We start from the raw sequence: 23269 nt of genomic DNA on the forward strand, positions 1-23269 counted from the left end.
GTGACTACAGGGGATGAGTTTCGAGCCGCCGTGTCCGCGCGCCGCGACCTCGGGCCCGAGTTCGAAGACGCGGTCGTGGAGTCGTTCCTCGACAAGATGGGCAAGGAGATCGATCGGCGGGTGGACGAGCGGCTGGCCGAGGTCGCCCCGAAGGCGCGTCAGGTGGCCCGTCAGGGCCCGGCCGACGCGCAGCGGCTCGCCCTGGCGATCGTGTCGGTGGCCCTCGGCACCGTCTCCACCCTGCTGCTCGTGCTGCTCGGCGACGGAAACCCGAGCTCGCTGGTCCCGATCTGGATCGGGATCATCGTCGTGAACGCGATCTTCAACGGCCCCAGGAAGAACTAGCCGGAGCCGGCCGTCACTCCAGCCAGATGAGCCCGGCGAAACGACCGCCGGGCTGCTCACGGCGGTGGGAGTAGAGCTCCTCCGACTCGATGGTGCAGCGCGCGTCATGGCGTACGTCGCCCACCCCCGCAGCCCTGAGCTGGGCCTCGATACCGGCCCGCAGGTCGAGCGCGGGCGTCTGCCACGACGTCGTGGACCAGGTCGCCGGCACCTTCGAGGCCACCCGTTCGCGCAGGTCGGCGGGCACCTCGTAGCAGCGGCCGCACGCGCCCGGCCCGATCAGCGCGACCATCCTGCCCGGCTCGGCTCCCTTGGCGGCCATGGCCGCCACCAGGGCCGTGGCGATGCCCGCCTCGGTGCCTGGACGGCCGGAGTGGGCCGCGCCGGCCATCCGGGCCACCGGGTCGGCCACCAACACGGCGGGACAGTCGGCCCCGAGCGAGGCCAGCGCCAGGCGGGGCTCGGTGGTGAACACGCCGTCGACCGGCGGCGGGTCGTCGCCGAACGGCTCGCTCACGTAGGCGACGTCGGCGCCGTGGACCTGGCGCATGAACACCACGGCCCGCACACCCAGCTCGGTCACCAGCCCCTCGCGGTTGGCCCGCACGGCCGCCGGATCGTCGCCGACCAGGCCGCCGAGATTGCGCGAACCGTAGGGCGGCGCGCTGACGCCTCCGTGGCGGTCGGTGACGGCGACGTGGACGCCGGGGGCGAGCTGCATACTTCCGATCTTAGGCGAGCCAGGACCATCGAGAACAAGTTCGAAGCAGCGTGCGTCAAACGCCCTTCAGAACACGATCGAGTGCCGCCCGGCCTGCAGGTCCCCAGTTCGGCTTACCGCCGGGAAGGCCCCGATCTCCGTTCTGCCCCATGAGCATCAGGAAGAGGCTCTTCATGGCGGCCAGCCCGCGGGCGCGCCGGATCGCCGCCTCGTCTGCTTGCGCGTACCTGTCGAAGAACCGTGCGGCCGTGCCCGCGGGGAGCAGCACCCATGCGGCAGCGAGATCCCACGCCGGATCGCCGGCGAACATGTTCCCGAAGTCGACGATGCCCGAGAGCGTTCCGTCCGAGACGACGACATTCGCGGGATGGAGGTCGCCGTGCACCCACACCGGCGGGCCCTCCCACTCGGGGGCCGCGACGGCATCGGCCCAGACGGCCCGGACTGCGCGGACATCGCCGACGGCGTCGGGGTCAACGGCCTGCAAGAACTGCTCGAAGCCGCCCGTGCAGCTCTTGGGGTGAGCGCCGCGGTCCGAACTGGCCGGGGCCTCGGCGGGTGCCTCCACATGGAGCGCCTGGAGGAAGCCCGCCAGCGTGTCGGCCGCATGGGCGCCGCGGCTGATCGTGCCGTGGTCCAGCGGCTCGCCGGCAACCCACGTCATCACGGTCCAGTGCTTGGGGAAGCGCTCGGACGGTTCGCCGAACCGCACCGGGGTCGGCACCGGGAGCGGCAGGCGCGGGGCCAGCACGGGTAGCCACCGCCGCTCCTTGAGCTGGAGCTCCGGGGTAGGGTCCATGCGCTGCATGCGCACGGCCAACTCGTCCCCAAGGCGCCACATTTGGTTGCCCCAGCCGCCCGCCACCTCGCGGATGGTCAGCCCTGCAAGATCTGGATGTTGCTCCTGCAGCAGCTCGCGGACCAGGTCTGCGGTGATCTCGATCTCGGTGTCGGCCATGCGGAGTCAGTGTACTGAGGCAGCAGCGGAGTGGCAGATCAGAGGCTTTGCGACGGAACGGCCCCAAAGTTCAGACAAGCCTGCCTGACGTGCCCGATGCTGTCGATCGACCCCAAGATGGCACCGCACTCGGACGAGCTGGAGGCCGACCTGCCGACTCGCTGCCAACGCGGTGCCCAGTGTGACGGCGCGACGAGCTTGGTCGCGTTTGCTGCGCAGGAAGGTCAGGGTGAGGTCGACGCTTGGCCAACGCCAGTGCCTGGCAGTGATCGCAACCAGGCGAGATCCGGTCACATCCGGTAGCCGGATTGCAGGTGGCCTCGGTCCATTCGATCTTCATCGCGGTGCTCATGAGGACCTCGGCGTGGAAGTCGTCGCTGCCGAAGACAGCGGCCACGAGAGGGAGGCGAACCGCTTGCCGGGCTCTATGAGCGCCGGATGAGGTAGCGCGTGTGCTGTTCCTCCAGCCATTGCCGGCTGATCTCCTGTCCCGTGACCCGCCCGATGACGACCAGGCAGGTCGAGATCATCTGAGCGATCGGGGAGCCGTACGCTCCAGGCACGTCCCAGTCCGGCTCCGTCGGCAGTCCGTCGGCAAAGGGGGAGAGGACTGCGGGAATCATCGTCATGGGTGAATCCGCCGCGACCTCCCCGTCCTGCGCGTAGAAGATGCGATATCCGCTGCCGCCGTGCCAGCTCACGCCGATCGCCCGCCCGCCGCCCGCGGACAAAGACTCCAACGCCCACTGTTCCGCCGTGTCCGCCCACTGAATCTGCAGGGTCAGTGTCCAGGCGCCGAACTCGCCGATGAGCAGAATGCCGTCATGGTCCCCCGGCATGTCCTCACCCTCGAATCCGACGGGAAGGTCGGCGAGTGTCACCCGCGTCGCGCCGGCGGGATCAGCGCCGAGCTGTCGTGCGACTTCCTCGACGCTGAGGCCCTCACTCCACACTGCTGCCAGTCCGTGGGCGATCGCCGGCCAGTGGGATTCCAGCAGGTCGTAGAGGTCTTGGCTCGTATTCATCGACGATGCGTCCTACAGGAAAGATGGGAGGTGCCGTCGCCGCGTACGTGACGGTGGAGACGGCACCCCGCTCATGGCTGTCAGTAGAACGGATCATTGTGCGGCAGACGGTACCGCCTCTCGAATATCCGCTTGTGGTTCCCGGCGTTTGCGTTGTGTGCCGGGCACTGGTCGGTCGAGTTGAGCAAGCATATGCTTGGTTTCGTGTCTGACTATCGCAACCTCATCGGCGGCGAGCTGGTCCCCGCCGCGCGCACCATGGACACGGTCAACCCCGCCACCGGCGAGGCGTGGGCCCGCATCCCGGCCTCCGGCGCGGCCGAGGCCGAGGCGGCGGTCGAGGCGGCCCGTCGCGCGTTCCCCGCCTGGGCGGCGTTGCCCGCCGCGGCCAGGGCCCACTTCCTGCGCAAGGTGTCGGAGCTGTTCGTCCGCCACACCGACGAGCTGGCCAGGCTGGAGACGCGCGACAACGGCCGGATCCTGCGCGACACGCTCAGGCGGGACCTGCCGGGCATGGCGTACCTGTGGCAACTGGCCGCCGGGCAGTGCCTGGACGCGGTCAAGGGCGACACCGTCGTGCTCGGGCCGGACACGCTGGGGCTGACGCGGCGCGAGCCGTACGGGGTGGCGGTCTGCATCATCCCGTGGAACTCCCCCATCTCGACCTTCTCGGCCAAGGCCGCGTACGCGCTGGCCGCCGGGAACACCGTGATCGTCAAGCCCGCCGAGCAGGCCGCCGCATCGGTGCTGCGGCTGGGCGAACTGCTGGCGGAGGTGTTGCCGCCCGGCGTGCTGAACATCGTCAGCGGCCTGGGCGAGGAGGTCGGCGACGCCCTGGTGCGCCACCGCGGCGTGGGCAAGATCAGCCTCACCGGCTCGACCGCCACCGGACAGGCCATCACGCGCGCCTCGGCCGACGCGCTGAAGCCGATGACGTTCGAGCTGGGGGGCAAGTCGCCCAACATCGTCTTCCCCGACGCCGACCTCGACGCCGCCACCAGGGGCGTCACCGTGAACTCCGTCTACACGGGCAACGCCGGGCAGGTGTGCGTGGCGGGCTCGCGCATCCTCGTCCACCGCTCCATCTGGGACGAGATGCTCGGCCGCATCGAGCGCGCCTGCGCGGACCTGGTCCTGGGCGACCCGCTGGACCTGGGCACGACGATGGGGCCGATCGTGTCCGCCGGGCAGTACGAGCGCGTGACCTCGTACCTGGAGCTGGCCGAGAAGGAGGGCGCGCGGCTCGTCTTCGGCGGCCGTACCGGCGCGGACGTGGTGCCCGCGCTGCCCGGCGGCTACTGGGTGGCGCCCACGCTCTACGCGAGCGAGGACAACGCGCTGCGCGTGTGCCAGGAGGAGATCTTCGGGCCGGTGGCGGTCGCGCTGCCGTTCTCGACGGAGGAGGAGGCGCTGGCGATCGCGAACGACTCCCCGTACGGGCTGGCCGCCGGGCTGTGGACCCGTGACCTGGGGCGGGCGCACCGGTTCGTACGGGATCTGCACAGCGGCACGGTCTGGGTGAACACCTTCCGCCAGATGCCGCCGGGGCTGCCGTTCGGCGGGGTGAAGGACAGCGGGTACGGCCACGATTCGGTGCTGGAGTACACCCGCGAAAAGGCAGCCATCATCCAGATTTAGTCGGATAGATTTACCCCTCGTGAGCGAGGGGATCAAGGACCATTCCGAGCCGTCCGAGCCGTCCGAACTGTCCGAGGCGGCCGCGCAGTCCCGGGCCTCGGTGTTGCGCAGCCGGGCCGAATCGTACATCGCGCTGTCCCGCCACGACGCCGCGATCGCGGACCTGACGGAGTCGATCGCGCTGGCGCCCGACCACGCCCGCGCCTGGCGGCTGCGCGGTGAGAGCCATCGGGTGCTCGAACGGCACGAGGCCGCGCTGGAGGACTTCGGCGAGGCGCTGAAGCTGGAGCCGGACAGCGCGTACGCGCTCGGCTCGCGCGGCCAGACCCACGCCGCGATGGGGTGCCTGGAGGAGGCCATGGCCGACTTCGAGCACGCGCTCACCCTCGCCCCCGACTCGTTGTGGATCCTGGAGGCCAAGGCGGACGTCCTGGTGGACCTGGACCGGCTGGACGAGGCGCTGACCGAGCACTCCAAGATCATCTCGCTGGACGAGGGGCTGGCGTACTCGTGGGTGGCCCGCGGCGACCTGTACCAGCGCATGAAGCTCTACGCGGAGGCCATCGACGACTACACCAGGGCGCTGGAGGCCGACCCCGACTACGCGCGGGCGCTGAGCCGCAGGGGCGAGGCGCTGCGCATGGCCGAACGCTACGAGCAGGCGCTCGCCGACCTGAACCGGGCGCTCGAACTGGACCCGGCCAACGACCGTGCGCTCGGGAGCCGGGGAGCGGTGCTGAGCGAGCTGGGCGACAACGAGGGGGCGCTGAAGGACCTGGACAGCGCGATCGAGCTGGACCCCGACTACAACTGGGCCTTCCGGGTGCGGGGGGAGATCCTCCAGGAGCTCGACCGGCACGAGGAGGCGGTGTCGGACTTCACCCGGGTCCTGCACCTGGAGTTCGGCGACTGAGCCCCGCCGGGACGGCGGCGCAGCCCTCGTGGGCCGGGCGCCCCCTCCGTTCCGGGGCCGGTGGGTCCGACCCCGGCACGGAGGTGGGTCACAGGGACAGCAGGGCGCTGACCGGGAGGCGGGAGTCCGACAGCGGACGCATGGCGATGCGCAGCAGCGCCAGCGCGTTGTCGTCGCCCGCGATGCGGTTCGCGCTGAGCCCGCCGCACGACTGGCAGCAGTGGATGATCAGCCACTCACCGTCCGGCCGGACGGTGACGCTCAGCGCCGCCATCCGGCCCCGGCAGCCCGCCCGCCGGTCCCCCGGGACGCGGTGGTCGAGGTGCAGGCTGGTCAGGCAGTGCGGGCAGTGGTTGCGATGGGCCGTGCCCGGCGCGGACATCGGCACGTCCAGCCGGCACCCGACGCACCGGAACGCGTCTCCCGGCTCCGCGTGCTGTGCCTTCTTGCGCCGTTGCGGCCGTTCGCGGCCTGGGTTCCTCCTGGGCATGTCACAGGTCGCCGAACGCTTCGAGCGGGAACGGCGGCTGCGCCAGCGGCCTGACGGCCATGCGCATGAGGATGAGCTGGTTGTCGTCGCCGCAGATGGGGTTCGACGTCAGCTCGCCGCACCGGGTGCAGCGATGGATGAGCATCCACTCCCCGGTGCGCAGGACGGCGATCGAGATGGGAATCATCCGTGCCCTGCACTCCGACGGGCCGCCTTCCACGCGGTCGAGCACGTGCAGCGAGTGCAGGCAGCTCGGGCAGTGGTTGCGGCGTACGCCGTCGGGTGCGTTCACCGTGACCGTCAGGCCGCAGCGTACGCACTCGAAGGTGTTCAGGGTGGACGGGGACTTGCCGTTGGTGGACAACCTTGGTACTCCTTGCCGGAAAACAGCTCATAGGGCAGCAAGGAAGCGCCAAGCGGCCTCGCGGGCACGCTGTGGTTGATGACGACAGGCGGTCCGGCCCGTCTGGGGACGGTGTGGTGGTCGTCCGGGTCAGGGGCGGGATCCGCCGGTGGCACGACTGCGAGGCGCACTTGGCGCGGTGCCGGGCATAAATCCCCCTCCTCCACGGGCATGACGGCCCGAAGGTTCCACTGAACGGACGGATCCGACCCTAACCGGGCACGGCGATCGGCCGCCAACCATTTTCCGACGATGGCCGCCACCCGCTCCGCCCGCCCCGAGACCCGGCGCGGACAGGTCGCGCTCTTGCCATGTGAAGGCTCCGAACTCGGTCGGGCACGCGACCACACTGATCCGCTACCGCGGCTCACGCCGCTGACGGGGCTCGGGGGCGGGCTCAGGCGGTCGTGGTTCCGTGCCCAGGTGTGCTTCCTGGGGCGATCAGGCCGGTCTCGTAGGCGAGGACGACCGCCTGCACCCGGTCCCTGAGGCCGAGCTTGGACAGGATGCGCGCGACATGGGTCTTCACCGTCGTCGGGCTGAGGGTCAGCCGGTCGGCGAGTTCGGCGTTGCTGAGCCCGGTGGCGAGCAGGCGCAGCACCTCCAGTTCCCGGGGCGTCAGGTCCGACAGATCCCGGTGCACGGTCGCCCTGGCCTCGTCGCGGCGGGCGAACCGCTCGACCAGACGGCGCGTGATCGTCGGTGCGAGCAGGGCGTCCCCCGCGCGCACCAGGCGCACCGCGGCCACCAGGTGCTCGGGGGTGACGTCCTTGAGCAGGAAGCCGCTGGCCCCCGCGGTGAGCGCGGCGTAGACGTAGTGGTCGAGGTCGTACGTGGTCAAGATGAGGACGCGGGTCCCGGTCGCGCCTTCCGCCATGATCTGCCGGGTGGCCTCCAGTCCGTCCATCTGCGGCATCCGAATGTCCATCAGCACGACGTCGGGCCGCGTACGCCGGACGGCGGCGACGGCCTCCGCCCCGTTGGCCGCCTCGCACGTCACCTCGATGCCGTCGGCGGCGAGGATCATCCCGAACCCGCTGCGTACCAGGGCTTGATCGTCGGCGATGACCACGCGCAGTGGCCCGCTCACGTCGTCGTCCACGGAACTTGCGCCTCGATCCGGTAGCCGCCGTCGCTCCGCGGCCCCGCCAGCAGGGTGCCGCCGTAGAGGGCGAGCCGCTCCCGCAGCCCGATCAGGCCTCGGCCCTGGCCGTCTCCGGCGCGCGCCGTCCGCCTGCCGCCGGTGTCGGTGATCTCGATCTCCAGCCGGTCGCCGCGGTGGCCGATGGTGACGGACGCCGCCGCACCGGACGCGTGCTTGATCGTGTTGGTCAGCGCCTCCTGAACGACGCGGTAGACGGCCAGGTCCACGCCGGGCGGCAGGGGATCGGGCGGCGGATCGATCGCGACGGTGACCGGCACTCCGGCCGCGCGAACCCGTTCGATCAAGGAGTCGAGCTGGTCGAGCCCGGGTTGCGGTTCGAGCCCTTCGGCGCCGGCGGCCGCCCGCTCGCTCTCCGGCCCGGCGAGCAGGCCCATGACGTGGCGCAACTCGGCCATGGCGGCCCGGCCGCCGGCCTCGACCGCGAGCATGGCCTGCTTCGACCGGTCAGGGGCCGTGTCCATCACCTTGCGTGCCGCTCCGGCCTGGATCACCATCACGTTCACATTGTGGGTGACGACATCGTGCAGTTCGGCGGCGATCCGGGAGCGCTCTTCCCGAACCGCCCCGTGCAGGGCCTCCTCCTGCGCGCGCTGCAGTTCGGCGAGTCGACGGCGGCCGGCGTCCAGTTGCGCCCGCCAGGACCTCACGAAGCTGGCGGCGACCCCGGCGCACACCACCACCACGAACGGCCCCAGCCAGCTCGGCAACGCCGGAACGGAGTCCTGGAAGGCGACGCCCGCCAGCACGGTGGCGACGACGAGCCCGCCGAAGGCCGTCGCACGGTGCCGGCTGTGGGCGACAGCACCGTAGGCGGCGATGGCGAACGCCAGCACGGTGATCCACGTCGCGTCGTCGTGGGTGGCCAACGCCGCGGCCAGCACCACCCAGAAGGTGGCCAGCGGGTACAGCCGTCGCACCGCCAGCGGCAGAGCCGTCAGGAGCGGAAGCGGGCCCGGCGCCTCCCGGTCGTCGGCGGGGTTGACGGGCCGTTCGAGACGGTCGGGCGGGGCACCGGTGCTCCGTGGCGGTGGAGACGGCCGCAGTTGCAAGGGCGCCAGGAGGGAGGGGCGCAGCACGTCGACGGGATGGGCGCCGTCCGTGGCGCCCGCCGTCGCGGCCACCGCGACGACGGTCAGGACGAGCGCGAGCAGCAGGTCGGTGACGAGCGACCGACGCGAGAGCCGGGCTGTCCGAGCTGCCCGGGTTGCCTGGGTCGTCTGGGATGGCTCGGTTGGCTCGGCCGGCTGGGCCGGCTGGGCAGGTTCTCGCGCGGGGCGTAGCGCGTCCAGCCAGGACTGCCACCATCCACGTCGCTCGCGCACTGTCGTCATCGGTGCATTGTCCCGGCCGTACGGTATGTCCCGCGTCAGCCCTGGTGACCGGGTCCGAAGTCCGCCGGGAGTACATCGCAAGGATGACCCGGCCGAGGGCTCCTCCCCGGGGAGTGTCCTCTTTCCGCAGAACGGCCGACGCGGACGAAACCGGCCGCCCCCTAGCGTCGTTGCCGCCACCGGCCGCCCGCGGAAGCCCCGCCGATCATCAGGCCCCGTACGCAGGAAGGACACATGTTGATGGAGCGGGAAAGCACGCACCGCCCCGCCTCGGAGGACTCAGGGCACGGCGGATCCGGCGCGGGAAGAGTGACGACGCGGCGCCGGATCCGCCGGGGCGCCACCACCGTCGCGGCCCTGCTCGCCATCGTGGCCGCCGCCTCCTGCGCCGCCGCACCCGGCTCGGCGGCATCCGACTCGATGGCGGTCGGTACGGTCGCGGCCGAGGTGTCGTCCGCCCGCACCGGTACGCCGTCCCTCCCGGAACCGACCGGACCCCAGCCGGTCGGCACCACGTCCCTCCACCTCAAGGACACCTCCCGCGCCGACCCCTGGGTCCCCGGCGCCAAGGCCAGGGAACTCATGGTGTCCCTGTGGTACCCGGCCAAGTCCCGTGGCGGGAAGCGGGCCCCGTACATGACGGCGAAGGAGTCGGAGCTCATCCTGAAGGGCGCGGAGATCACCGGCGTGCCGTACGACGCGTTGAGCAAGACGCGGACCAACGCCTTCAGCGACGCCGCCCCGGCCGGACGCGCCCGCGGCCTGCCCCTGGTGGTGCTCTCCCCCGGCTTCACCGAGCCCCGCAGCTCCCTCACCGCGCTGGCCGAGGAACTGGCGAGCAGGGGCTACGTGGTGGCCGGCATCGAGCACACCTACGAGAGCCTGGCCACGGCCTTCCCCGACGGCCGGGTCACCACGTGCGTCGCGTGCGAGGCGGACAAGACCCAGGAGTTCTGGAACAAGGTGGGCCAGAGCCGGGCGGCCGACGTCTCCTTCGTGCTCGACGCGCTGACCGGCAAGAACCCCCGGTGGAAGGGCGCCTCGCTGATCGCCCCGTCCCGGATCGCGATGGCCGGGCACTCGGCAGGGGGCGCAAGCGCGATCGCCGCCATGCTGCAGGACACCCGCGTACGCGCCGGGATCAACCTGGACGGCACCACGTTCGCCCCGATCCCGGACGGCGGGCTGTCGCGGCCGTTCCTCTTCCTGGGCACGCAGGCCATGCACAGCCCCGGCGGCAGGGACACCACGTGGGAACGCGACTGGGCACATCTGACGGGATGGAAGCGCTGGCTCGTGGTGGCAGGGGCAGAGCACGCCTCCTTCACCGACACCGCGCTGCTGGTCGAGCAACTCGGCATCCACCGCAGTCCCGACCTGTCCGGTGGGCGCGCGATCGAGATCACCCGGAGCTACGTCCGGGCCTTCTTCGACCTGCACCTGCGCCACCGGCCCCAGCCCCTGCTGGACAGGCCGTCCACGCGCTACCCCGAGGTCAAACCGTGTGACGTCGTACGGAAGACCTGCGCGTAGACCGCCCGCCGAGCCACGTCACGTGACGGCCGCGGGGCAGCCGCCGCCGAACCCCTCCTACCGCGAGTACGCCAAGTGCTGGAGCGACGTTAAGCCCGCCTGGGGCCTATCCATGCAGGCCAGCGAGAAGGAAGCACTCATCGAGTCGCTCGCCACCTGTTGGGCGGCGACCACTGGAGTCCACGACCGGAAGGAACACCACACCATGGGTTCAGCCACCAGAGCGGCCCTGACCGCCCTCACCATCACGTGCTGCACGCTCACGCCCGTGCCCGCGCAGGCCGCGACACCAGTGGGGAACGCCCCGATGTGCGTGGCCGTCTGGCAGACCACGGGAAGGATCACCAAGACCGGGCACGCCCGCAACGACTGCGACACCCGGTTGCGGCTGCGGATCGCCTGGTCGCGTGGGACCGACAGCGCGTGCGAAACCGTCGATCCAGGAAAGACCATCTCCTCCCGGGTGCCACGAGGTGTCCGTTCCTTCAACGGCGCTGACACCTGCTGACGACCATCCGAGCAAAGGCCCGGCCCTCGACTGCGCCAAGAGGGCCGGGCCGTACGACGGCCCTTGTTCCTACCCCGGTCCCGCAGCGCGCCTGGGGCGGAAGTGGATCGTCGCACCGGCCGCCCCGGCAGCAGAGCAGGGCGGCCGGAGCCGTGTTACGAGCGGCAGGCTCCGCCGGTCCCGGTGATGTGAGCCTGGTTCACCCAGTAGCGGATTTTGCCCACCACGGTCGTCGTCTTCACGACCACGATCTTTCCGTTCCTGCGGGTCTCCCCCTGATAGATGTTCAGCAGGGCGCCCTTCTTGAAGTAGTCGTGGGGGGCGAAGACGCCCTTCTTCTGCAGGTGCCAGCGCTGGGTGCTTCTGCTTACCTTCACCGGGCAGATGGCCAGCGCGGTCGTGGAGGCCGCTTTCGCCGCCGCCGCTTCCGACGTGCCGGCCTGGGCTGCGGGAGCCGTCAGGGCCAGGGAGCCGGCGAACGCGAGCGCCGCCGCCCCGAAAACGGCCGGACGGGCTTTCCGCATGAGCTGGTGCATGACACTCCAGAAGAAATCGGTGCACACCCGCCGCGGTGGTGGCGGGCTTCTGCGCCAAGATTCGCGGCCCACGCTTAAGTCACACTGAACTGCCGCTGAAAGGGCAGATCATGCCCACCGGAAGCACCCCGACGCTCCGCGTTCGGCACCCGCCGGCCCTCAGTCTCAAGCAGCTCGACCAGGTCCTCGGCGAAGGGGATCAGCCGGTTGAGAGTTCAGCGGCTTTCGCATCGCCGCAACGCCCGAGGCGCCTCTTGTCGTCGTAGGTGAATCCGCGCAGGCTGAAGCGGTCAGGTAGGAGTGCCTTGTGAGGGAAGAGATCGGTGATCAGTTCACCGGTGGAGCCAGCGGGCGCGGGCTTCGTGCTGCGTATCCCAGGCGATGGTGGACCCGGCCCGCCGGGGGAGATCCGGGAGACGGATCAGCGACGCCCGGACCGGAGCCGGTCCAGGAAGCGCCGGGCCTTCTGCTGGTTGCGGGGGTCACGGGCGATGCGCTTCGCCTTCTCGATGTTCTGCCTGCCTTTGGGGCTGCGCAGGTACGCGCGCACCCGATCCATGAGTCTGGTCATTCGCCTCCCCTACCCTCGTCGGTCGACACGAATCGCCGCGGCCGCCGCACGCCGACGCTCAGCGCCTGGTTCCGGACAGGTCGGCCAACCGCCGCGCTGCCCGGGTCGTCGGCTCAGCTTGGCTTGTCTTCCCTGGTCACGGCCCTGGCCCTGCTCGGCTGGACGCGCATCGGCTCGCCGGGCATCTTCGGGGTGGGAAATGTGGGAGCGGAACGATGAGTGAGCACGAGCAGCTCGCAGAATGGCTCACCGACCCGCGAGCGGGAGCTGGAGCAGCGGCGGCAGTGGGTCGAGGCGTGCCAGCGCCAAGGAATCTCTGAGGAGCGCGCCATGGACCTCGGCCTGATTCCGGACACCTGACCGGTGCCGCCTCCGCCGACCCGGCGGCAGCGAGCCCGCGCATCGGTGCAGGGCATTATTGGATCTCTGGGCGAATGAACGATTGATGACGCGGCAGCGCTGCTGCGGGCAGCCCGTCTGAGGACCCCGCCCCAAGATGGGGTGCGGCAAGGTTACGCACGTACGGCGGCAGTGAGTTGTCGTACTCCAGGTAGCCGCGGATGGTGGGTGGCGAGGTTGTCGGCGATCGCTCGGATAGACGGTCGATCTCGGACTTCGGCAGGCGCTTCCTTGTGCGCCGTCAGCAACTCGGCGGCTGCTTCTTCCGGCTGGCCTGCCTGCCACCAGGCGCGGGCCATGTCCGTGTGCAGGCGTCCGCGCCGTTCAGGCGTGGGGAACATGCCCGGGTGCAGGCCGCGCCCCACGCGTAGCGCCGCGCCTGTGTCTTTCAGGGCGTAGTGGATGTCCACTTCGTACAGGCGGACGAACGCCCGGCCGGCGCCCGGGCGGCTGGCGAGGCGGGCGAGCCGGTCGGCGGCCCGGTGTGCGTCCCCCACCTGGTCCAGCGCGCCGGCCCTGTCACCGGCCCAGCTCGCCGTGTATGCCGAGGCGCACACCAGACGCATGTAGGTGTTGGCCTGCGCCGGTGTGCGCAACCCGGCCGCGTCGAGCCGGTCTATGGCCCGCTGGATCACGGCGGCGGCCGTCTCATGGCGTCCCTCCGTCCGCAGGACCATGCCGAGCGCCCGCGCACTGGCGCCCGTCGCCACCGGGTCTCCAGAGCGGTCCGCATACAGCACGGCGCGATCGGCGGTGAGTCGGGCCGTCGCCGGCCTCCCGACCTTGTTCATCGTGTCTGTCGCCAGGTCATAGCAGGAAGCCAGCAGCGCCCAGCCGCCAGGCGTACCCGATCGCTCCGCCATGTCCCGTGCCGCGGTGAGCAAGGCGGGCAGTCCTGCCACCAGCATGGAAAGTGCGCTGGTGTCGTACTGGCGCCGCGCCACCTGGAGCTGCTGCGCGATCTCCGTGTGATCTGCCGGGGCCTCCGGCTCCAGCGGCACGGCGAGCACGTCATCCACTTTCTGGATCAGATGGATGGGAATGCTCAGCCCTACCGCGGCCAGCAGTGCGCGTCGCCGCATCGGATCTCCCTTTGTATCGGCTTGCTCACCAACTGTAATTTCTGGCTGTCTGCAGACGCAGTGGCCACACGCCGATGTGGCGTGCAGGTCAGGGCGCAGCCCCAGCCGCTCGGGTGGTACTCGATACAGGCGGCACAGTGCCGCGGCGTACTCCCGGCTGGGTGTGGTGGTGCCGTGTTCCCACCGGCACAGCATCGCCGGTGTCGTTGGCGGTTCGGGCAGGCCGGCCGCGCGGTACAGGGCGGCGAGCGCCTCCAGAGCAGCCGGCCGTGACCATCCATAGGCCAGCCGGTACGCCTCCAGCGGCAGCAACTCCGGCACGGCGGCAAGGATCTCCTGCGCGGTCTGCTCCGCAGGAGCGGCGCGACGCTGGCAGTCCAGACGGATTTCCCGGGCGCGGCGCTGCAACTCGGCCCGTCGTGCTCGGCTCATGGCCATGGCGACCTCCAGCGCACCATCCTGTGCAGACCGTAGCGCCACGTGGACGGAGCGAACATTGCCTCGACGGCAATGTTCCGGCCAGGGCGGCATTGATGCCTGCCAGCGGCATAGCGGACCGTGTCGGCACTCAATCACCTCGCAACGGAGGGCCGCCACCATGCACGTCCTCAGATCCGGCGGAGCCGCGCCGCTCAGCACCGACCCGATCGGCCAGTCCGAGCCGACCCGCGGAGACACCCGCAGCCACCCTGCCATCGTGGCCTTGAGCGGGCCCGACAACGTCGGCAAGACCACCCATGCCCGTCTCCTGCAACACCGGACCGGCGCACGCAACCTCGGACCGCTGGACGACTACGACCGCCGCTGGCAGCACGCCAAACGCAACGGCCTGGCCGACTGGTGGTTCGACACCGCGCCGATCGAAGAGGTCGCCGACGTGCTGGCCTGCTCCTACCTCGCACGCTCCGCCACCGCCCAGGCCGGTGCGCCTGCTCCGCTGGTCCTCATCGACCGGGGTATGACCATGCTCTCGGCCTCTGTCGCGGCCACCATCGCCGTCCGCGAACACACACCCGTCGAACCGGCCGCCGAGCGTGCGCACCGCCTGCTCGCCCCGTACGCTTCGGCCATCGCGCAAGCCCAGCGTGCCGAGGACGAGATCCTTCTCCTGCACGACGCCGATCCCCTCCGCGGCGCTCGAATGGCATTGGCACGAGAGCATACGGTCACCGCCGTCTACCGCCGCTACCAGCACGCCCTCAACGAGCACCTCGCCAAACTCGCCCCTGGCGACGCAATCGTGACCGGCGAACGCCCCATCCTCACCGTGCACGCCGACCTATGCGCGGCGCTCACCAGCCCGGCCGTCCGGCCGCCTACGATCACCAGCCGATGGATGATCGCGCTCGGCGGCCTGTCGGAATGCGGCAAGTCCACCGCGGGCCACCATCTCCAACACGAGCACGGCGTCACCCGACTGAAGATCGGCTACCTGCTCGACCTCGCCGCCGCCCGCCACCAGCTCACCGACATCTACGCCCTGCCCGTCGCCGAGCAAGCCGAGTTGCTGGCGCTGGAACTCGACGCCTACGCGCACGCCCACCACTACCAGCAGACCTTCAGCATCGAGAGCCTGCACAGCCACGACCTGACCGCCGAGCTACGCAAGCTCCTCGGTGACGCTCTCACCACGGTCTACCTCGACGCCGACCCGGCCGTACGCGCCAGGCGGGGCACCCGCGGCCCAACCGACGTCGCCGAACGCGACCGCGTCAAACGCGCCCGCGGCGCCGACCGCGTTCGCGGCATCGCCCAGTATGTGATCGACAACAACCGGACGGCCGCCGAACTCGGGCACGCCCTGGACCGGCTGATGCGTGACCGGCTCTGGCCCCGCCGCTCACCGCGGACAGTGCTCCCGGCCGGCCTCGGCCTGCCCGACCACCTCACAGGATTCCTCGATCACCTGGTGGCCGTGCTCACCCGCCCAGACGACACGGTCCACCTGATCGCGGTCACCGGCTCCGGCGCCCGCGGAAAGTATCTGGACGGCTGGTCCGACCTCGACGTACTCATCGTCGCCGACCCGCCGACACTGCCCGCCATCGGCGCGGCTCTCCGGCAGGCCCGTGGCCGCCTCGCCGGCGTCAAGCTGGGGCTGACCGTCCTCGCTCCCGCCGAATGCCAGGCCGGCGCGCTGACCTCCCGCCTGCTGTACACGCTCGCCCAGATCGCCGACGGCGCACTCCCCGCGATCTGGGTCGCGTCCGGGTTCACCGTGCCGCATCCGGACACGGACACGGTGATGGCGCGCACCCGGCGCGACGGTGCGACGGCAGCGATGGACCTGAGACGGCTCCTGCTGCGCGACCCCATCGACGTACGCGCGGTGTACAAGGTGGCCGCGCTGCTGGCGAAGATCGTGCTGCGGTGCGAGGGAGAGCTGCACGTAGCCGACGCCGACGCCTTGGTTGCGTTCGGCAAGCTCGCCGGCGACCTGCCCGTGGCTTCCTCCGACCCGCGGTCCGGCGCGGCCGAGCAGGTCACCGCGATGGCCGAACAGGTGTTGGCATGGTGGCTGGCCAGCCTGGACCCGGCAGCATGACCCCGATCATCCAGGACGCGCCTGGTAGTTTCCGTCACCACGACGACGGCACCTTCCGCAAGAGCCTGCCGGCGGCGCAGGCCCAAGCCGAGGCGCGCGGCCATGCAGCAGTGTGCGGCCACCTTCCGGCCGCCGCCCTGCTCGGCACCACCGTCGACCCCGATGGCCGGCACACCCTGATCTATCAGGACGTGTTCGCCGACGGCCGCTGCACCGCTCTCCTCGCCGATCTCATCACCCGCGCCGACGCCGACCCTCGCCAGACTCCCGCCGTCACCTCCCTCATCGACGCGGCCTGCGACAGCATCCTGCTGGCCGCCGAACGCACCGGCCAACCGGCCCCGATCGGCTCGTGCCGCCCCGGCCTGTACGCCGAACGGCTACGCCCGGGCGGTCGGCTGGACCGCTGGTACGCCGCAGAACCGCCGCTGACCGTCGTCACCGGCGAGACGACCGTCGACATCGCCTACCCTCGCCTGTTCACCCGGCTCCGCGAACAACTGGCCACGGTGACGGCTACGGCGCTCACTCAAGGAGACCCGACCGAGCCGAACATCGCCGCGCCGCTGTGCTGGCTGGACTACCAACACGCCGGCCGCAACGCCCTGGCCGGAGAGGCGGCCAACCTGCTGTGGTACCTCCTGGCGATGGGCGGCTGGCTCGTGCCCAGGTACAAGCCGCTCACCTACTGGCGGACCGTCCGCGCACCCGGCCCAGCACGGCCTCCAGTGCTGACCCACCTGCACACCGGACAGGGTCGACTGGAGGTCAGCGGCACTCTGCAGGTAGGCGCGGGGCGTCACGCAGCAATCGGCGCCTTGACGCGGCGCCTGCACAGCGACCTCGGGGCACTCATCATGGCCGCCGACGATCCGCTGATCGCCCTCCGCCCGTGGCTGGTGCTGCGTATCCTGGGCGTCCTGCCTCTCACCGCCATGGCCCAGGCGGACCGGGCATTCTGCCTGGGACTCCTGGCCCAGGTGCTGTGCGAGCGCACCCGGCTGGAGGACCTCGCCCGCGTCGAGCCCAGCCCGGCGGCGGTGGACGGCAGGCAGCCGGCCCGATCGGAGGGACGATCATGAAGACGCGTGTTCGGGGCGTTCTCGTCACGCCGGACAACGGCGTGCTGACCATCAAACGGGTACGGCCCACGATGGCGCCGTACTGGGTACTCCCCGGAGGCGGCGTGGAGGACAGCGACGCCAGCCTGGAAGAGGCGCTGCTGCGCGAGGTGCGCGAGGAACTGGCGGGCGAGGCGCGCATCCACTCGCTGATCCACGTGCTCGTCGGGGCAGAGGAACGCCAGCTCTTCTTCCTCGCCACGATCGAGTCCTGGGATCCGGCGAAACGTACGGGCCCGGAGTTCGCCGACCCGGCCAGAGGCGAGTACCACGTCCAAGAGGTACCACTGACGGCTGCCGGGATCGCGTCGATCGATCTAAAGCCCGAACAGGTGGCCGAGCTACTGGCCGACCACGGGCCTGGCGTGTTCGAGCTCACTGACCTGCGCCCGGAGTGGTTCGTCACCGCGAGCTGATCCCGTCTTCGTGCTGCGGCACAGCGAGCCTTCGTCAGGCTTCCCCCGGGCACCACCCTGCTGCCGCGGCATGCCACGTCCAGAAGCGTCCAGGTCGATGAGCAACTCGCGCAGGCTCAGGTTACCACCGGTCCCGCGCTTCAGCTTCCGCGCTGCGGTATGCGCTCGCTGCCGTCTTGGCGCTGAGCGGCACCGACGGCTTCTCCATGCCCGCGGCGGATACCGCCGCGCCGCCCGGGTCGTCGGCTCAGCTTGGCTTGTCTTCCCTGGTCACGGCCCTGGCCCTGCTCGGCTGGACGCGCATCGGCTCGCCGGGCATTTTCGGGTAGTTGGGCGGGTACGGCATGTCGCCGCGCTCGTCCCCGGCGTACAGCTCCAGCAGGGGCTCGATCGAGTACGCCCGGTCGTCGATGGCCGCGTGCACGTCGCCGAGCTTGGCGAAGCGGGCGGGCACCGTGCGGATGTCGAAGTCGCGCGGGTCGGCGTCCGCCAGCTCGTCCCAGGTCACCGGGGTCGAGACGGGTGCGTGCGGCTGGGCGCGCACCGAGTAGGCGCTGGCCACCGTGCGGTCTCTGGCGTTCTGGTTGAAGTCGATGAAGACCCGCTCGCCGCGCTCCTCCTTCCACCAGGCCGTGGTCACCAGGCCGGGGTCGCGGGCCTCGACGGCCCTGGCCAGGGCGATGCCGGCGTGGCGTACCTGGATGAAGTCCCAGCGCGGCTCGATGCGGACGGCGATGTGCACGCCGCGGTTGCCCGAGGTCTTCACGAAGCCGGTCAGGCCCAGCTCGCCGAGCACGTCCCTGGTCAGGAACGCGGCCCGGCGCGCGGCGTCGAACTCCAGGCCGGGCATCGGGTCGAGGTCGACGCGCAGCTCGTCGGGGTGTTCGACGTCGGCGGCCCGCACCTGCCAGGGGTGGAAGTCGATGGTGCCGAGGTTGGCGCAGTAGGCGATGGCCGCCACCTCGGTGACGCGCAGGGACTGCGCCGTACGGCCGCTGGGGAAGGTCACGGTGACCGACTGGAGCCAGTCGGGGTGCTTGGGAGGCATGCGCTTCTGGTAGATCGCCTCGGTCTGCACGCCGTCGGGGTGGCGCTTGATGTTGGTGGGCCGGTCTTTCAGGGCCCGCAGCGCGCCCTCGCCGACGCTCACGTAGTATTCGACCAGCTCGCGCTTGGTGGCCCCGATCCCAGGAAAGTAGACCTTGTCGGGGTTGGTGACCTTGACGGTCCGCTCCCCCACCTCGAGCTCAATGAACGGCGATGCCATACGCCCGAACCTACCCTCCGGCGTCAAGCAGGGTGGGCCCGCCCCGGAGCCGCCTCGGTGGCGGGACCGAGGGCTCGACAGGGCGGGCCGCCAGATCGTCCGCCACCGTTCCGGGCGCTGGCGCGCCACCCGGCCGGCCGTCACGATCCCCCGGCGGCGCCAGCACGGGCGTGGGCTGTGCCGCTCGGTGGGATCCGCGAACGATCTCACCCTTGGCAGGAGGCGATGACACCCCCTTGCCTACAAAGACGCAAATTCACCCCAGAACGGATGCTTCACCCTGCGGAGATCTCTTTTTGCCGGATCTCGTAGTCTGGACACATGGACAAGGTGGTCAAGAGCGAGTCCGAATGGCGGGCGGAGTTGTCGCCCGAGGAGTTCCACGTCCTGCGGCAGGCGGGGACCGAGCGCCCCTTCTCGGGGGAGTACGTCGACACCAAGACCGAGGGCGTCTACTCGTGCCGCGCCTGCGGGGCGGAGTTGTTCCGGTCGGACACGAAGTTCGAGTCGCACTGCGGATGGCCGAGCTTCTTCGAGCCGTCCGAGTCCGACGCGGTGCGGCTGATCGAGGACCGCAGCCTCGGGATGGTGCGTACCGAGGTACGTTGCGCCCGCTGTGACTCCCACCTGGGGCATGTCTTTCACGGAGAGGGCTACGCGACCCCGACCGACGATCGTTACTGCATCAACTCGATCTCGCTCCGGCTCGAACCCAAGGGGTGATCAGGTAACGACAGGGCGTATCGATCGCCTCCCACGGGTACGAGTGCCGCGTGCGCTTTGTCCATCTTCGCCACCGATGGGTGACGATCGAGACCATCGGACGGGTCGTGACTCAACGGTGCGAAGTGTGTTCGAGGACACGAGTACGGGTCCACTGACCCCGATCCGCCGCCCCATCCGGGCCTCGGCCCGCTGACCCCGGATCCCGGCCGGTCAACCCGGGGACGGGGCCGGGTGGGTGACGCGGCAACTGCGGTCGGCGGGGCCGAGGATGTTGGCGAGCACGGGATTGCCGTTCTCGCCGAACTCGGCCTGCACGAACACGACCGGATTCGCCACCCCGCGACTGTGGAGATAGACCAGGCCGCGTTCGCAGAGCGTGATGGCGGTCAGGGAGTTGTCTGCGCTCTCCGGCAAGTCCGTGTATATGCGCAAATATCCGCCTACTGTGCGGATGTCCTTAAGGCGTTTCATGGCCTTGTCGTCCGGGCCCCAGTGCGTCAGGAAATAGCGCGCGGCCCGCTGATCCGTGTGCCGGGACGGGCCGTCGGCCCTGTAGTCGGCGCCGTCACCCGGGTCGGGGCCGTCCGCAAGCACGTCCGCCAGCGCGTCGTCCGGCACGTCCGCCAGCGCGTCCGCCGACACGTCCGCCGGCACGTCCGCCGGGGCCGTGCTGCCCGCCACCGCGCCGGGCTCGGCCCTCTCGCGGCCCTTGTCCGGCGCCTCCGGCCCGCCCTGCTCCCGCGCCCTGGCCTGAGCACTCGCGTCGGCGCCGGTCCCGCCATCCGCACCCGACCCCGCACCCGGCTCTGCGCCTGTGCCCGTCCCCTTGCCCGGCCCTGTCCCCGACGGCCCGCCGGGACCGGCCTCGCCGCCGCCCGGCCGCCGCTCGGCTCCGGAGCCCTCGGACGGGCTCCCGTCCGAGGCGACCCAGCCGTGCGTACCGAGCGGTCCGGACGGGCCGAACGTTCCGCCGACGGCGAGCAGCACCACGGTCCCGCCCGCCAGCACCAGCACCCCGGCCGCCAGCCGTCTCCGACCCGGCCGGGAACCCCGCTCACCCCCCGCCCCCGTACGCCGCCGCGCATGCCGCCCCGTCGCCTGCCCCCCGGCGGCACGCCGCCCGCGACGGCCCCGCCTTCCGGACTCTCCCACCCGTCCTCCCCGCCCGCCGGCTGGAACGTGCCACCCCCGCGGCACGTCCCACGAACCAGAGATTTCCCTGATTGTGACAAACGGGATAGATCACTTCAGTTGGATCGCCGACTTGGGTCTCGTTCTTCCTCCACCACCCAGCAGGCGACGCCTTCCCAGGGCCCTGGGAAGGCCGAGGCCCCACCCTCGCGGAGGAGGGCAGGGCCTGAGGTGTAGGGGGTCAGGGGAGGGCGGCGACCAGTTCCTGAAGCGGCTTGCGGGCCCCGGTGTAGAACGGGATCTCGACGCGGGTGTGCCGCCGCGCCTGCGCCCCCCGCAGCGTACGCATGAGGTCGACGATCCGGTGCAGCTCGTCGGCCTCGAAGGCCAGCATCCACTCGTAGTCGTTCAGCGAGAAGCAGGCCACGGTGTTGGCCCGCACGTCGGGGTAGTCGCGGGCCATCCGCCCGTGCTCGGCCAGCATCGAGCGCCGCTCGGAGTCGTCCAGCAGGTACCACTCGTACGACCGCACAAACGGGTAGACGCTCACGTAGGCCCGGGGCTCCTCCTCGGCCAGGAAGGCCGGGATGTGCGACTTGTTGAACTCGGCCGGCCGGTGCAGCGCCATCGCCGACCACACCGGCCTGGTGTGCCGCCCCAGCCGCGTACGCCGGAAGCGCGCGTAGACGTCCTGCAGGTCCTCCGGCGTGGGCGCGTGCCACCAGAACATGAAGTCGGCGTCGGCCCTGAACCCGGCGACGTCGTAGACCCCCCTGGTCACGACGTCTTTCCCGGCGGCCTGGTCGAGCAGGTCACGCACCTCGGCGGCCAGGTCGCCGCGGTCGCCCGGGCACGGCTCGGTCACCTGGAAGACCGACCACATCGTGTAACGGATCACCTGGTTGAGATCGCGGGCTTTGAGCCGCGGTGCGCCCTCTGTCATGGTGCTCATTCTCCTCGCAGGGTCAGGTGGTCCAGAATCCGGGCGGCGGCCGTACGGGCGGTGCCGACGCAGGCGGGAATGCCCAGCCCGTCGTACGCCGCCCCGCACACGGCCAGCCCCGGCTGCCCGGACACGGCGGCGCGCACCCGGGCCACCCGGTCAAGGTGGCCCACGTTGTACTGCGGCAGCCCGCCGCCCCACCGCGTGACCCTGGTGTCGGCGGGCAGGCCGCTCACGCCCATGACGTCGGCCATCTCGGCGGTGGCGAGCGAGACCAGCTCGGTGTCGTCGCGCTGGAGCAGGTGCTCCTCGCCGACCCGGCCGATCGAGCAGCGCAGGATCACCAGGTCGTTGGACAGGTGCGGCCACTTCACCGAGCTGAACGTGACCGCCTTGACCGGCCGCCGCTCCACCGGCGGCACCAGGTAGCCACTGGAGGCGGGCGGCTCGGGAAAGGCGTCGACCGGGTACGCCAGCGTGACGACGGCCATGCTCGCGTACTGGATCCTGGCCAGCTCGTCGGCCGCCTTGGGGGCCTCGTCCTTGAGCAGGCGGCTTGCGGCGGGCCCGGGGACGGCCACGATGACCGCGTCGGCCTCGACGACCTCGGGCCTCGGCACGGGGCCGGTCACCAGCCGCCAGCCGGTCTCGGTGCGGCGCAGCTCGCGTACGGTGACGCCGGTGCGCACGTCCGCGCCCGACGCCTTGGCGACCGCCTCGGGCAGGCCGCCGAGACCGTTGCGCAACGTGGTGAAGACCGGCCCGGCGTCCTTGGGCGCCTCCTCGACGAGGAGCCGGGCGGCGCTCAGCAGCGAACGCTCGGAACGTGCCACCGCCGCCACGCGCGGCATCGTGGCCTCCAGGGACAGCATGTCGGCCCGGCCCGCGTAGACGCCGCCGAGCAGCGGCTCGACCAGGCGGTCCACGACCTCGCCGCCCATCCGGGCACGGATGTAGGCGGCCACGGACACGTCGGTGCGTACGAGGGTCGGCGGCAGGATCTGGTCGAGCGGCACCCGCAGCAGCCCGCCGGGCGAGACGATGCCGGACTTGGCCAGCTCGGTCAGGTCGGAGGGCACGCCCATGACCTGCCCCTTCGGCAGCGGGCGCAGCGTGCCCCTGCTGTAGACGGCCGAGCGCGTGGTGCCGGGCTGGACCAGGTCGTCACCGAGCCCGACCGCCTTGGCCAGCTCTTTGCCCTCGGGTCGGCGGGCCAGCATGGCCTCGGCGCCGGCGTCCACGCGTATCCCGGCGACCTCGGAGGCGTACAGCTTGCCGCCGATGCGCGGCGAGCCCTCCAGAACCGTCACCCGGAGCCGCTCGCCCGCTCCCTGGCGGAGAAACCACGCGGCGGCGAGACCGGAGATCCCCGCGCCGACGACGACCACGTGCGCCCGATGCCCTTCCACGCCTCCTGACGCTACCGCCTCACGGCCCCGGCCACCTGCCCGGGGCACGTGACCGTACCGTGATGGCCCCCGTCAAACCGGGGTGCGGCGCGC

25 protein-coding genes are annotated in these 23269 nt (G+C 71.1%); 10 read left to right on the forward strand and 15 right to left on the reverse strand.

The features are described 5' to 3' along the window. The gene (locus ABD844_RS30695; protein ID WP_344885912.1) at positions 1-345 is read left to right on the forward strand and encodes a hypothetical protein; all 345 of its coding nucleotides are present in this window, start codon (positions 1-3) and stop codon (positions 343-345) included. Between the two features lie 13 nt (positions 346-358). Here the strand turns inward: ABD844_RS30695 and pgeF are convergent, their stop codons facing one another. From pgeF to ABD844_RS30710, 4 genes are all read right to left on the reverse strand, one after another. Beyond that, entirely contained in the window at positions 359-1066 is a 708-nt protein-coding gene (gene pgeF / locus ABD844_RS30700) for a peptidoglycan editing factor PgeF (RefSeq protein ID WP_344885915.1), read from the reverse strand. Positions 1067-1121: 55 nt separating this feature from the next. Continuing rightward, positions 1122-2024: an aminoglycoside phosphotransferase family protein gene (locus ABD844_RS30705; protein WP_344885917.1), complete on the reverse strand. Its 903-nt coding sequence runs from the start codon at positions 2022-2024 to the stop codon at positions 1122-1124. 70 nt (positions 2025-2094) lie between these two features. Next, on the reverse strand, positions 2095-2376 hold the full coding sequence (locus tag ABD844_RS53325; protein WP_425568697.1) for a DUF5131 family protein: 282 nt from the start codon (positions 2374-2376) through the stop codon (positions 2095-2097). Positions 2377-2449: 73 nt separating this feature from the next. Beyond that, positions 2450-2977: a hypothetical protein gene (locus ABD844_RS30710; protein ID WP_344885919.1), complete on the reverse strand. Its 528-nt coding sequence runs from the start codon at positions 2975-2977 to the stop codon at positions 2450-2452. A gap of 276 nt (positions 2978-3253) precedes the next feature. Here ABD844_RS30710 and ABD844_RS30715 point away from each other — a divergent pair, with 276 nt between their 5' ends. Further along, positions 3254-4687 carry an aldehyde dehydrogenase family protein gene (locus tag ABD844_RS30715; protein ID WP_344885922.1) on the forward strand — a complete coding sequence of 478 codons (1434 nt, stop codon included), beginning with the start codon at positions 3254-3256 and terminating at the stop codon, positions 4685-4687. 19 nt (positions 4688-4706) lie between these two features. After that, on the forward strand, positions 4707-5600 hold the full coding sequence (locus tag ABD844_RS30720) for a tetratricopeptide repeat protein (RefSeq protein WP_344885925.1): 894 nt from the start codon (positions 4707-4709) through the stop codon (positions 5598-5600). A gap of 88 nt (positions 5601-5688) precedes the next feature. Here ABD844_RS30720 and ABD844_RS30725 read toward each other — a convergent pair whose 3' ends face one another. From ABD844_RS30725 to ABD844_RS30740, 4 genes are all read right to left on the reverse strand, one after another. Next, positions 5689-6090, reverse strand: a complete 402-nt coding sequence (locus ABD844_RS30725; protein WP_344885928.1) for an RNHCP domain-containing protein — start codon at positions 6088-6090, stop codon at positions 5689-5691. Between the two features lies 1 nt (position 6091). After that, positions 6092-6454, reverse strand: coding sequence for an RNHCP domain-containing protein (locus tag ABD844_RS30730; protein WP_344885931.1), 363 nt, complete (start codon positions 6452-6454; stop codon positions 6092-6094). Positions 6455-6890: 436 nt separating this feature from the next. Beyond that, entirely contained in the window at positions 6891-7595 is a 705-nt protein-coding gene (locus ABD844_RS30735) for a response regulator (RefSeq protein ID WP_344885934.1), read from the reverse strand. Next, positions 7580-8989, reverse strand: a complete 1410-nt coding sequence (locus ABD844_RS30740; RefSeq protein ID WP_344885937.1) for a sensor histidine kinase — start codon at positions 8987-8989, stop codon at positions 7580-7582. The genes ABD844_RS30735 and ABD844_RS30740 overlap by 16 nt, the downstream gene beginning before the upstream one ends. Before the next feature lie 240 nt (positions 8990-9229). On the opposite strand from ABD844_RS30740, the gene ABD844_RS30745 reads away from it, so the two are divergent. Both ABD844_RS30745 and ABD844_RS30750 read left to right on the forward strand, forming a co-directional pair. Continuing rightward, positions 9230-10522: an alpha/beta hydrolase family protein gene (locus tag ABD844_RS30745; protein WP_344885940.1), complete on the forward strand. Its 1293-nt coding sequence runs from the start codon at positions 9230-9232 to the stop codon at positions 10520-10522. A 22-nt stretch (positions 10523-10544) separates the two neighbouring features. After that, complete coding sequence (locus ABD844_RS30750; RefSeq protein WP_344885943.1) at positions 10545-11030, forward strand: hypothetical protein; 486 nt, start codon at positions 10545-10547, stop codon at positions 11028-11030. Between the two features lie 155 nt (positions 11031-11185). Here the strand turns inward: ABD844_RS30750 and ABD844_RS30755 are convergent, their stop codons facing one another. Further along, positions 11186-11554 carry a hypothetical protein gene (locus ABD844_RS30755; RefSeq protein WP_344885946.1) on the reverse strand — a complete coding sequence of 123 codons (369 nt, stop codon included), beginning with the start codon at positions 11552-11554 and terminating at the stop codon, positions 11186-11188. Positions 11555-11987: 433 nt separating this feature from the next. After that, complete coding sequence (locus ABD844_RS30760) at positions 11988-12137, reverse strand: hypothetical protein (RefSeq protein ID WP_344885949.1); 150 nt, start codon at positions 12135-12137, stop codon at positions 11988-11990. Positions 12138-12356: 219 nt separating this feature from the next. Between ABD844_RS30760 and ABD844_RS30765 the strand changes: the two genes are divergently transcribed. Continuing rightward, positions 12357-12497, forward strand: a complete 141-nt coding sequence (locus tag ABD844_RS30765; RefSeq protein WP_344885952.1) for a hypothetical protein — start codon at positions 12357-12359, stop codon at positions 12495-12497. A gap of 152 nt (positions 12498-12649) precedes the next feature. Here ABD844_RS30765 and ABD844_RS30770 read toward each other — a convergent pair whose 3' ends face one another. Continuing rightward, on the reverse strand, positions 12650-14056 hold the full coding sequence (locus ABD844_RS30770; RefSeq protein WP_344885955.1) for a tetratricopeptide repeat protein: 1407 nt from the start codon (positions 14054-14056) through the stop codon (positions 12650-12652). A 160-nt stretch (positions 14057-14216) separates the two neighbouring features. On the opposite strand from ABD844_RS30770, the gene ABD844_RS30775 reads away from it, so the two are divergent. Genes ABD844_RS30775 through ABD844_RS30785 form a run of 3 tightly spaced genes read left to right on the forward strand, consistent with a single transcriptional unit; the run spans position 14217 to position 17700 of the window. Then, positions 14217-16163: a nucleotidyltransferase domain-containing protein gene (locus tag ABD844_RS30775; RefSeq protein WP_344885958.1), complete on the forward strand. Its 1947-nt coding sequence runs from the start codon at positions 14217-14219 to the stop codon at positions 16161-16163. Continuing rightward, complete coding sequence (locus tag ABD844_RS30780; protein ID WP_344885961.1) at positions 16160-17245, forward strand: hypothetical protein; 1086 nt, start codon at positions 16160-16162, stop codon at positions 17243-17245. Before ABD844_RS30775 ends, ABD844_RS30780 begins: the two co-directional genes overlap by 4 nt. Next, positions 17242-17700, forward strand: coding sequence for an NUDIX domain-containing protein (locus ABD844_RS30785; protein ID WP_344885964.1), 459 nt, complete (start codon positions 17242-17244; stop codon positions 17698-17700). Before ABD844_RS30780 ends, ABD844_RS30785 begins: the two co-directional genes overlap by 4 nt. Positions 17701-17947: 247 nt before the next feature. Here ABD844_RS30785 and ligD read toward each other — a convergent pair whose 3' ends face one another. Next, positions 17948-18967, reverse strand: coding sequence for a non-homologous end-joining DNA ligase (gene ligD, locus ABD844_RS30790; protein ID WP_344885967.1), 1020 nt, complete (start codon positions 18965-18967; stop codon positions 17948-17950). Positions 18968-19288: 321 nt separating this feature from the next. Between ligD and msrB the strand changes: the two genes are divergently transcribed. Further along, positions 19289-19690, forward strand: coding sequence for a peptide-methionine (R)-S-oxide reductase MsrB (gene msrB / locus ABD844_RS30795; RefSeq protein WP_344885970.1), 402 nt, complete (start codon positions 19289-19291; stop codon positions 19688-19690). A 213-nt stretch (positions 19691-19903) separates the two neighbouring features. Here msrB and ABD844_RS30800 read toward each other — a convergent pair whose 3' ends face one another. From ABD844_RS30800 to hemG, 3 genes are all read right to left on the reverse strand, one after another. Beyond that, positions 19904-20845 (reverse strand): hypothetical protein, encoded by a 942-nt coding sequence (locus ABD844_RS30800; RefSeq protein ID WP_344885973.1) that lies wholly within the window; start codon positions 20843-20845, stop codon positions 19904-19906. Positions 20846-21065: 220 nt separating this feature from the next. Further along, positions 21066-21776, reverse strand: a complete 711-nt coding sequence (gene hemQ / locus ABD844_RS30805; protein WP_344885976.1) for a hydrogen peroxide-dependent heme synthase — start codon at positions 21774-21776, stop codon at positions 21066-21068. Beyond that, entirely contained in the window at positions 21773-23176 is a 1404-nt protein-coding gene (gene hemG, locus ABD844_RS30810; protein WP_344885979.1) for a protoporphyrinogen oxidase, read from the reverse strand. The genes hemQ and hemG overlap by 4 nt, the downstream gene beginning before the upstream one ends. Positions 23177-23269 lie beyond the last annotated feature (93 nt).

The sequence above is a fragment of the Nonomuraea antimicrobica genome (assembly GCF_039536965.1).
GTDB classification, from domain to species: Bacteria; Actinomycetota; Actinomycetes; order Streptosporangiales; family Streptosporangiaceae; genus Nonomuraea; species Nonomuraea antimicrobica.

Excerpts from the sequence above, each read along its gene's own strand:
- ABD844_RS30705 (WP_344885917.1), bottom strand. The coding sequence starts at position 2,024 with ATGGCCGACACCGAGATCGAGATCACCGCAGACCTGGTCCGCGAGCTG.
- ABD844_RS30755 (WP_344885946.1), bottom strand. The coding sequence starts at position 11,554 with ATGCGGAAAGCCCGTCCGGCCGTTTTCGGGGCGGCGGCGCTCGCGTTC.
- ABD844_RS30770 (WP_344885955.1), bottom strand. The coding sequence starts at position 14,056 with ATGGCCATGAGCCGAGCACGACGGGCCGAGTTGCAGCGCCGCGCCCGG.
- ABD844_RS30725 (WP_344885928.1), bottom strand. The coding sequence starts at position 6,090 with ATGCCCAGGAGGAACCCAGGCCGCGAACGGCCGCAACGGCGCAAGAAG.
- ABD844_RS30775 (WP_344885958.1), top strand. The coding sequence starts at position 14,217 with ATGCACGTCCTCAGATCCGGCGGAGCCGCGCCGCTCAGCACCGACCCG.
- ABD844_RS53325 (WP_425568697.1), bottom strand. The coding sequence starts at position 2,376 with ATGAGCACCGCGATGAAGATCGAATGGACCGAGGCCACCTGCAATCCG.
- ABD844_RS30760 (WP_344885949.1), bottom strand. The coding sequence starts at position 12,137 with ATGACCAGACTCATGGATCGGGTGCGCGCGTACCTGCGCAGCCCCAAA.
- ABD844_RS30740 (WP_344885937.1), bottom strand. The coding sequence starts at position 8,989 with ATGACGACAGTGCGCGAGCGACGTGGATGGTGGCAGTCCTGGCTGGAC.
- ABD844_RS30780 (WP_344885961.1), top strand. The coding sequence starts at position 16,160 with ATGACCCCGATCATCCAGGACGCGCCTGGTAGTTTCCGTCACCACGAC.
- hemQ (WP_344885976.1), bottom strand. The coding sequence starts at position 21,776 with ATGAGCACCATGACAGAGGGCGCACCGCGGCTCAAAGCCCGCGATCTC.
- ligD (WP_344885967.1), bottom strand. The coding sequence starts at position 18,967 with ATGGCATCGCCGTTCATTGAGCTCGAGGTGGGGGAGCGGACCGTCAAG.
- pgeF (WP_344885915.1), bottom strand. The coding sequence starts at position 1,066 with ATGCAGCTCGCCCCCGGCGTCCACGTCGCCGTCACCGACCGCCACGGA.
- msrB (WP_344885970.1), top strand. The coding sequence starts at position 19,289 with ATGGACAAGGTGGTCAAGAGCGAGTCCGAATGGCGGGCGGAGTTGTCG.
- ABD844_RS30745 (WP_344885940.1), top strand. The coding sequence starts at position 9,230 with ATGGAGCGGGAAAGCACGCACCGCCCCGCCTCGGAGGACTCAGGGCAC.
- ABD844_RS30785 (WP_344885964.1), top strand. The coding sequence starts at position 17,242 with ATGAAGACGCGTGTTCGGGGCGTTCTCGTCACGCCGGACAACGGCGTG.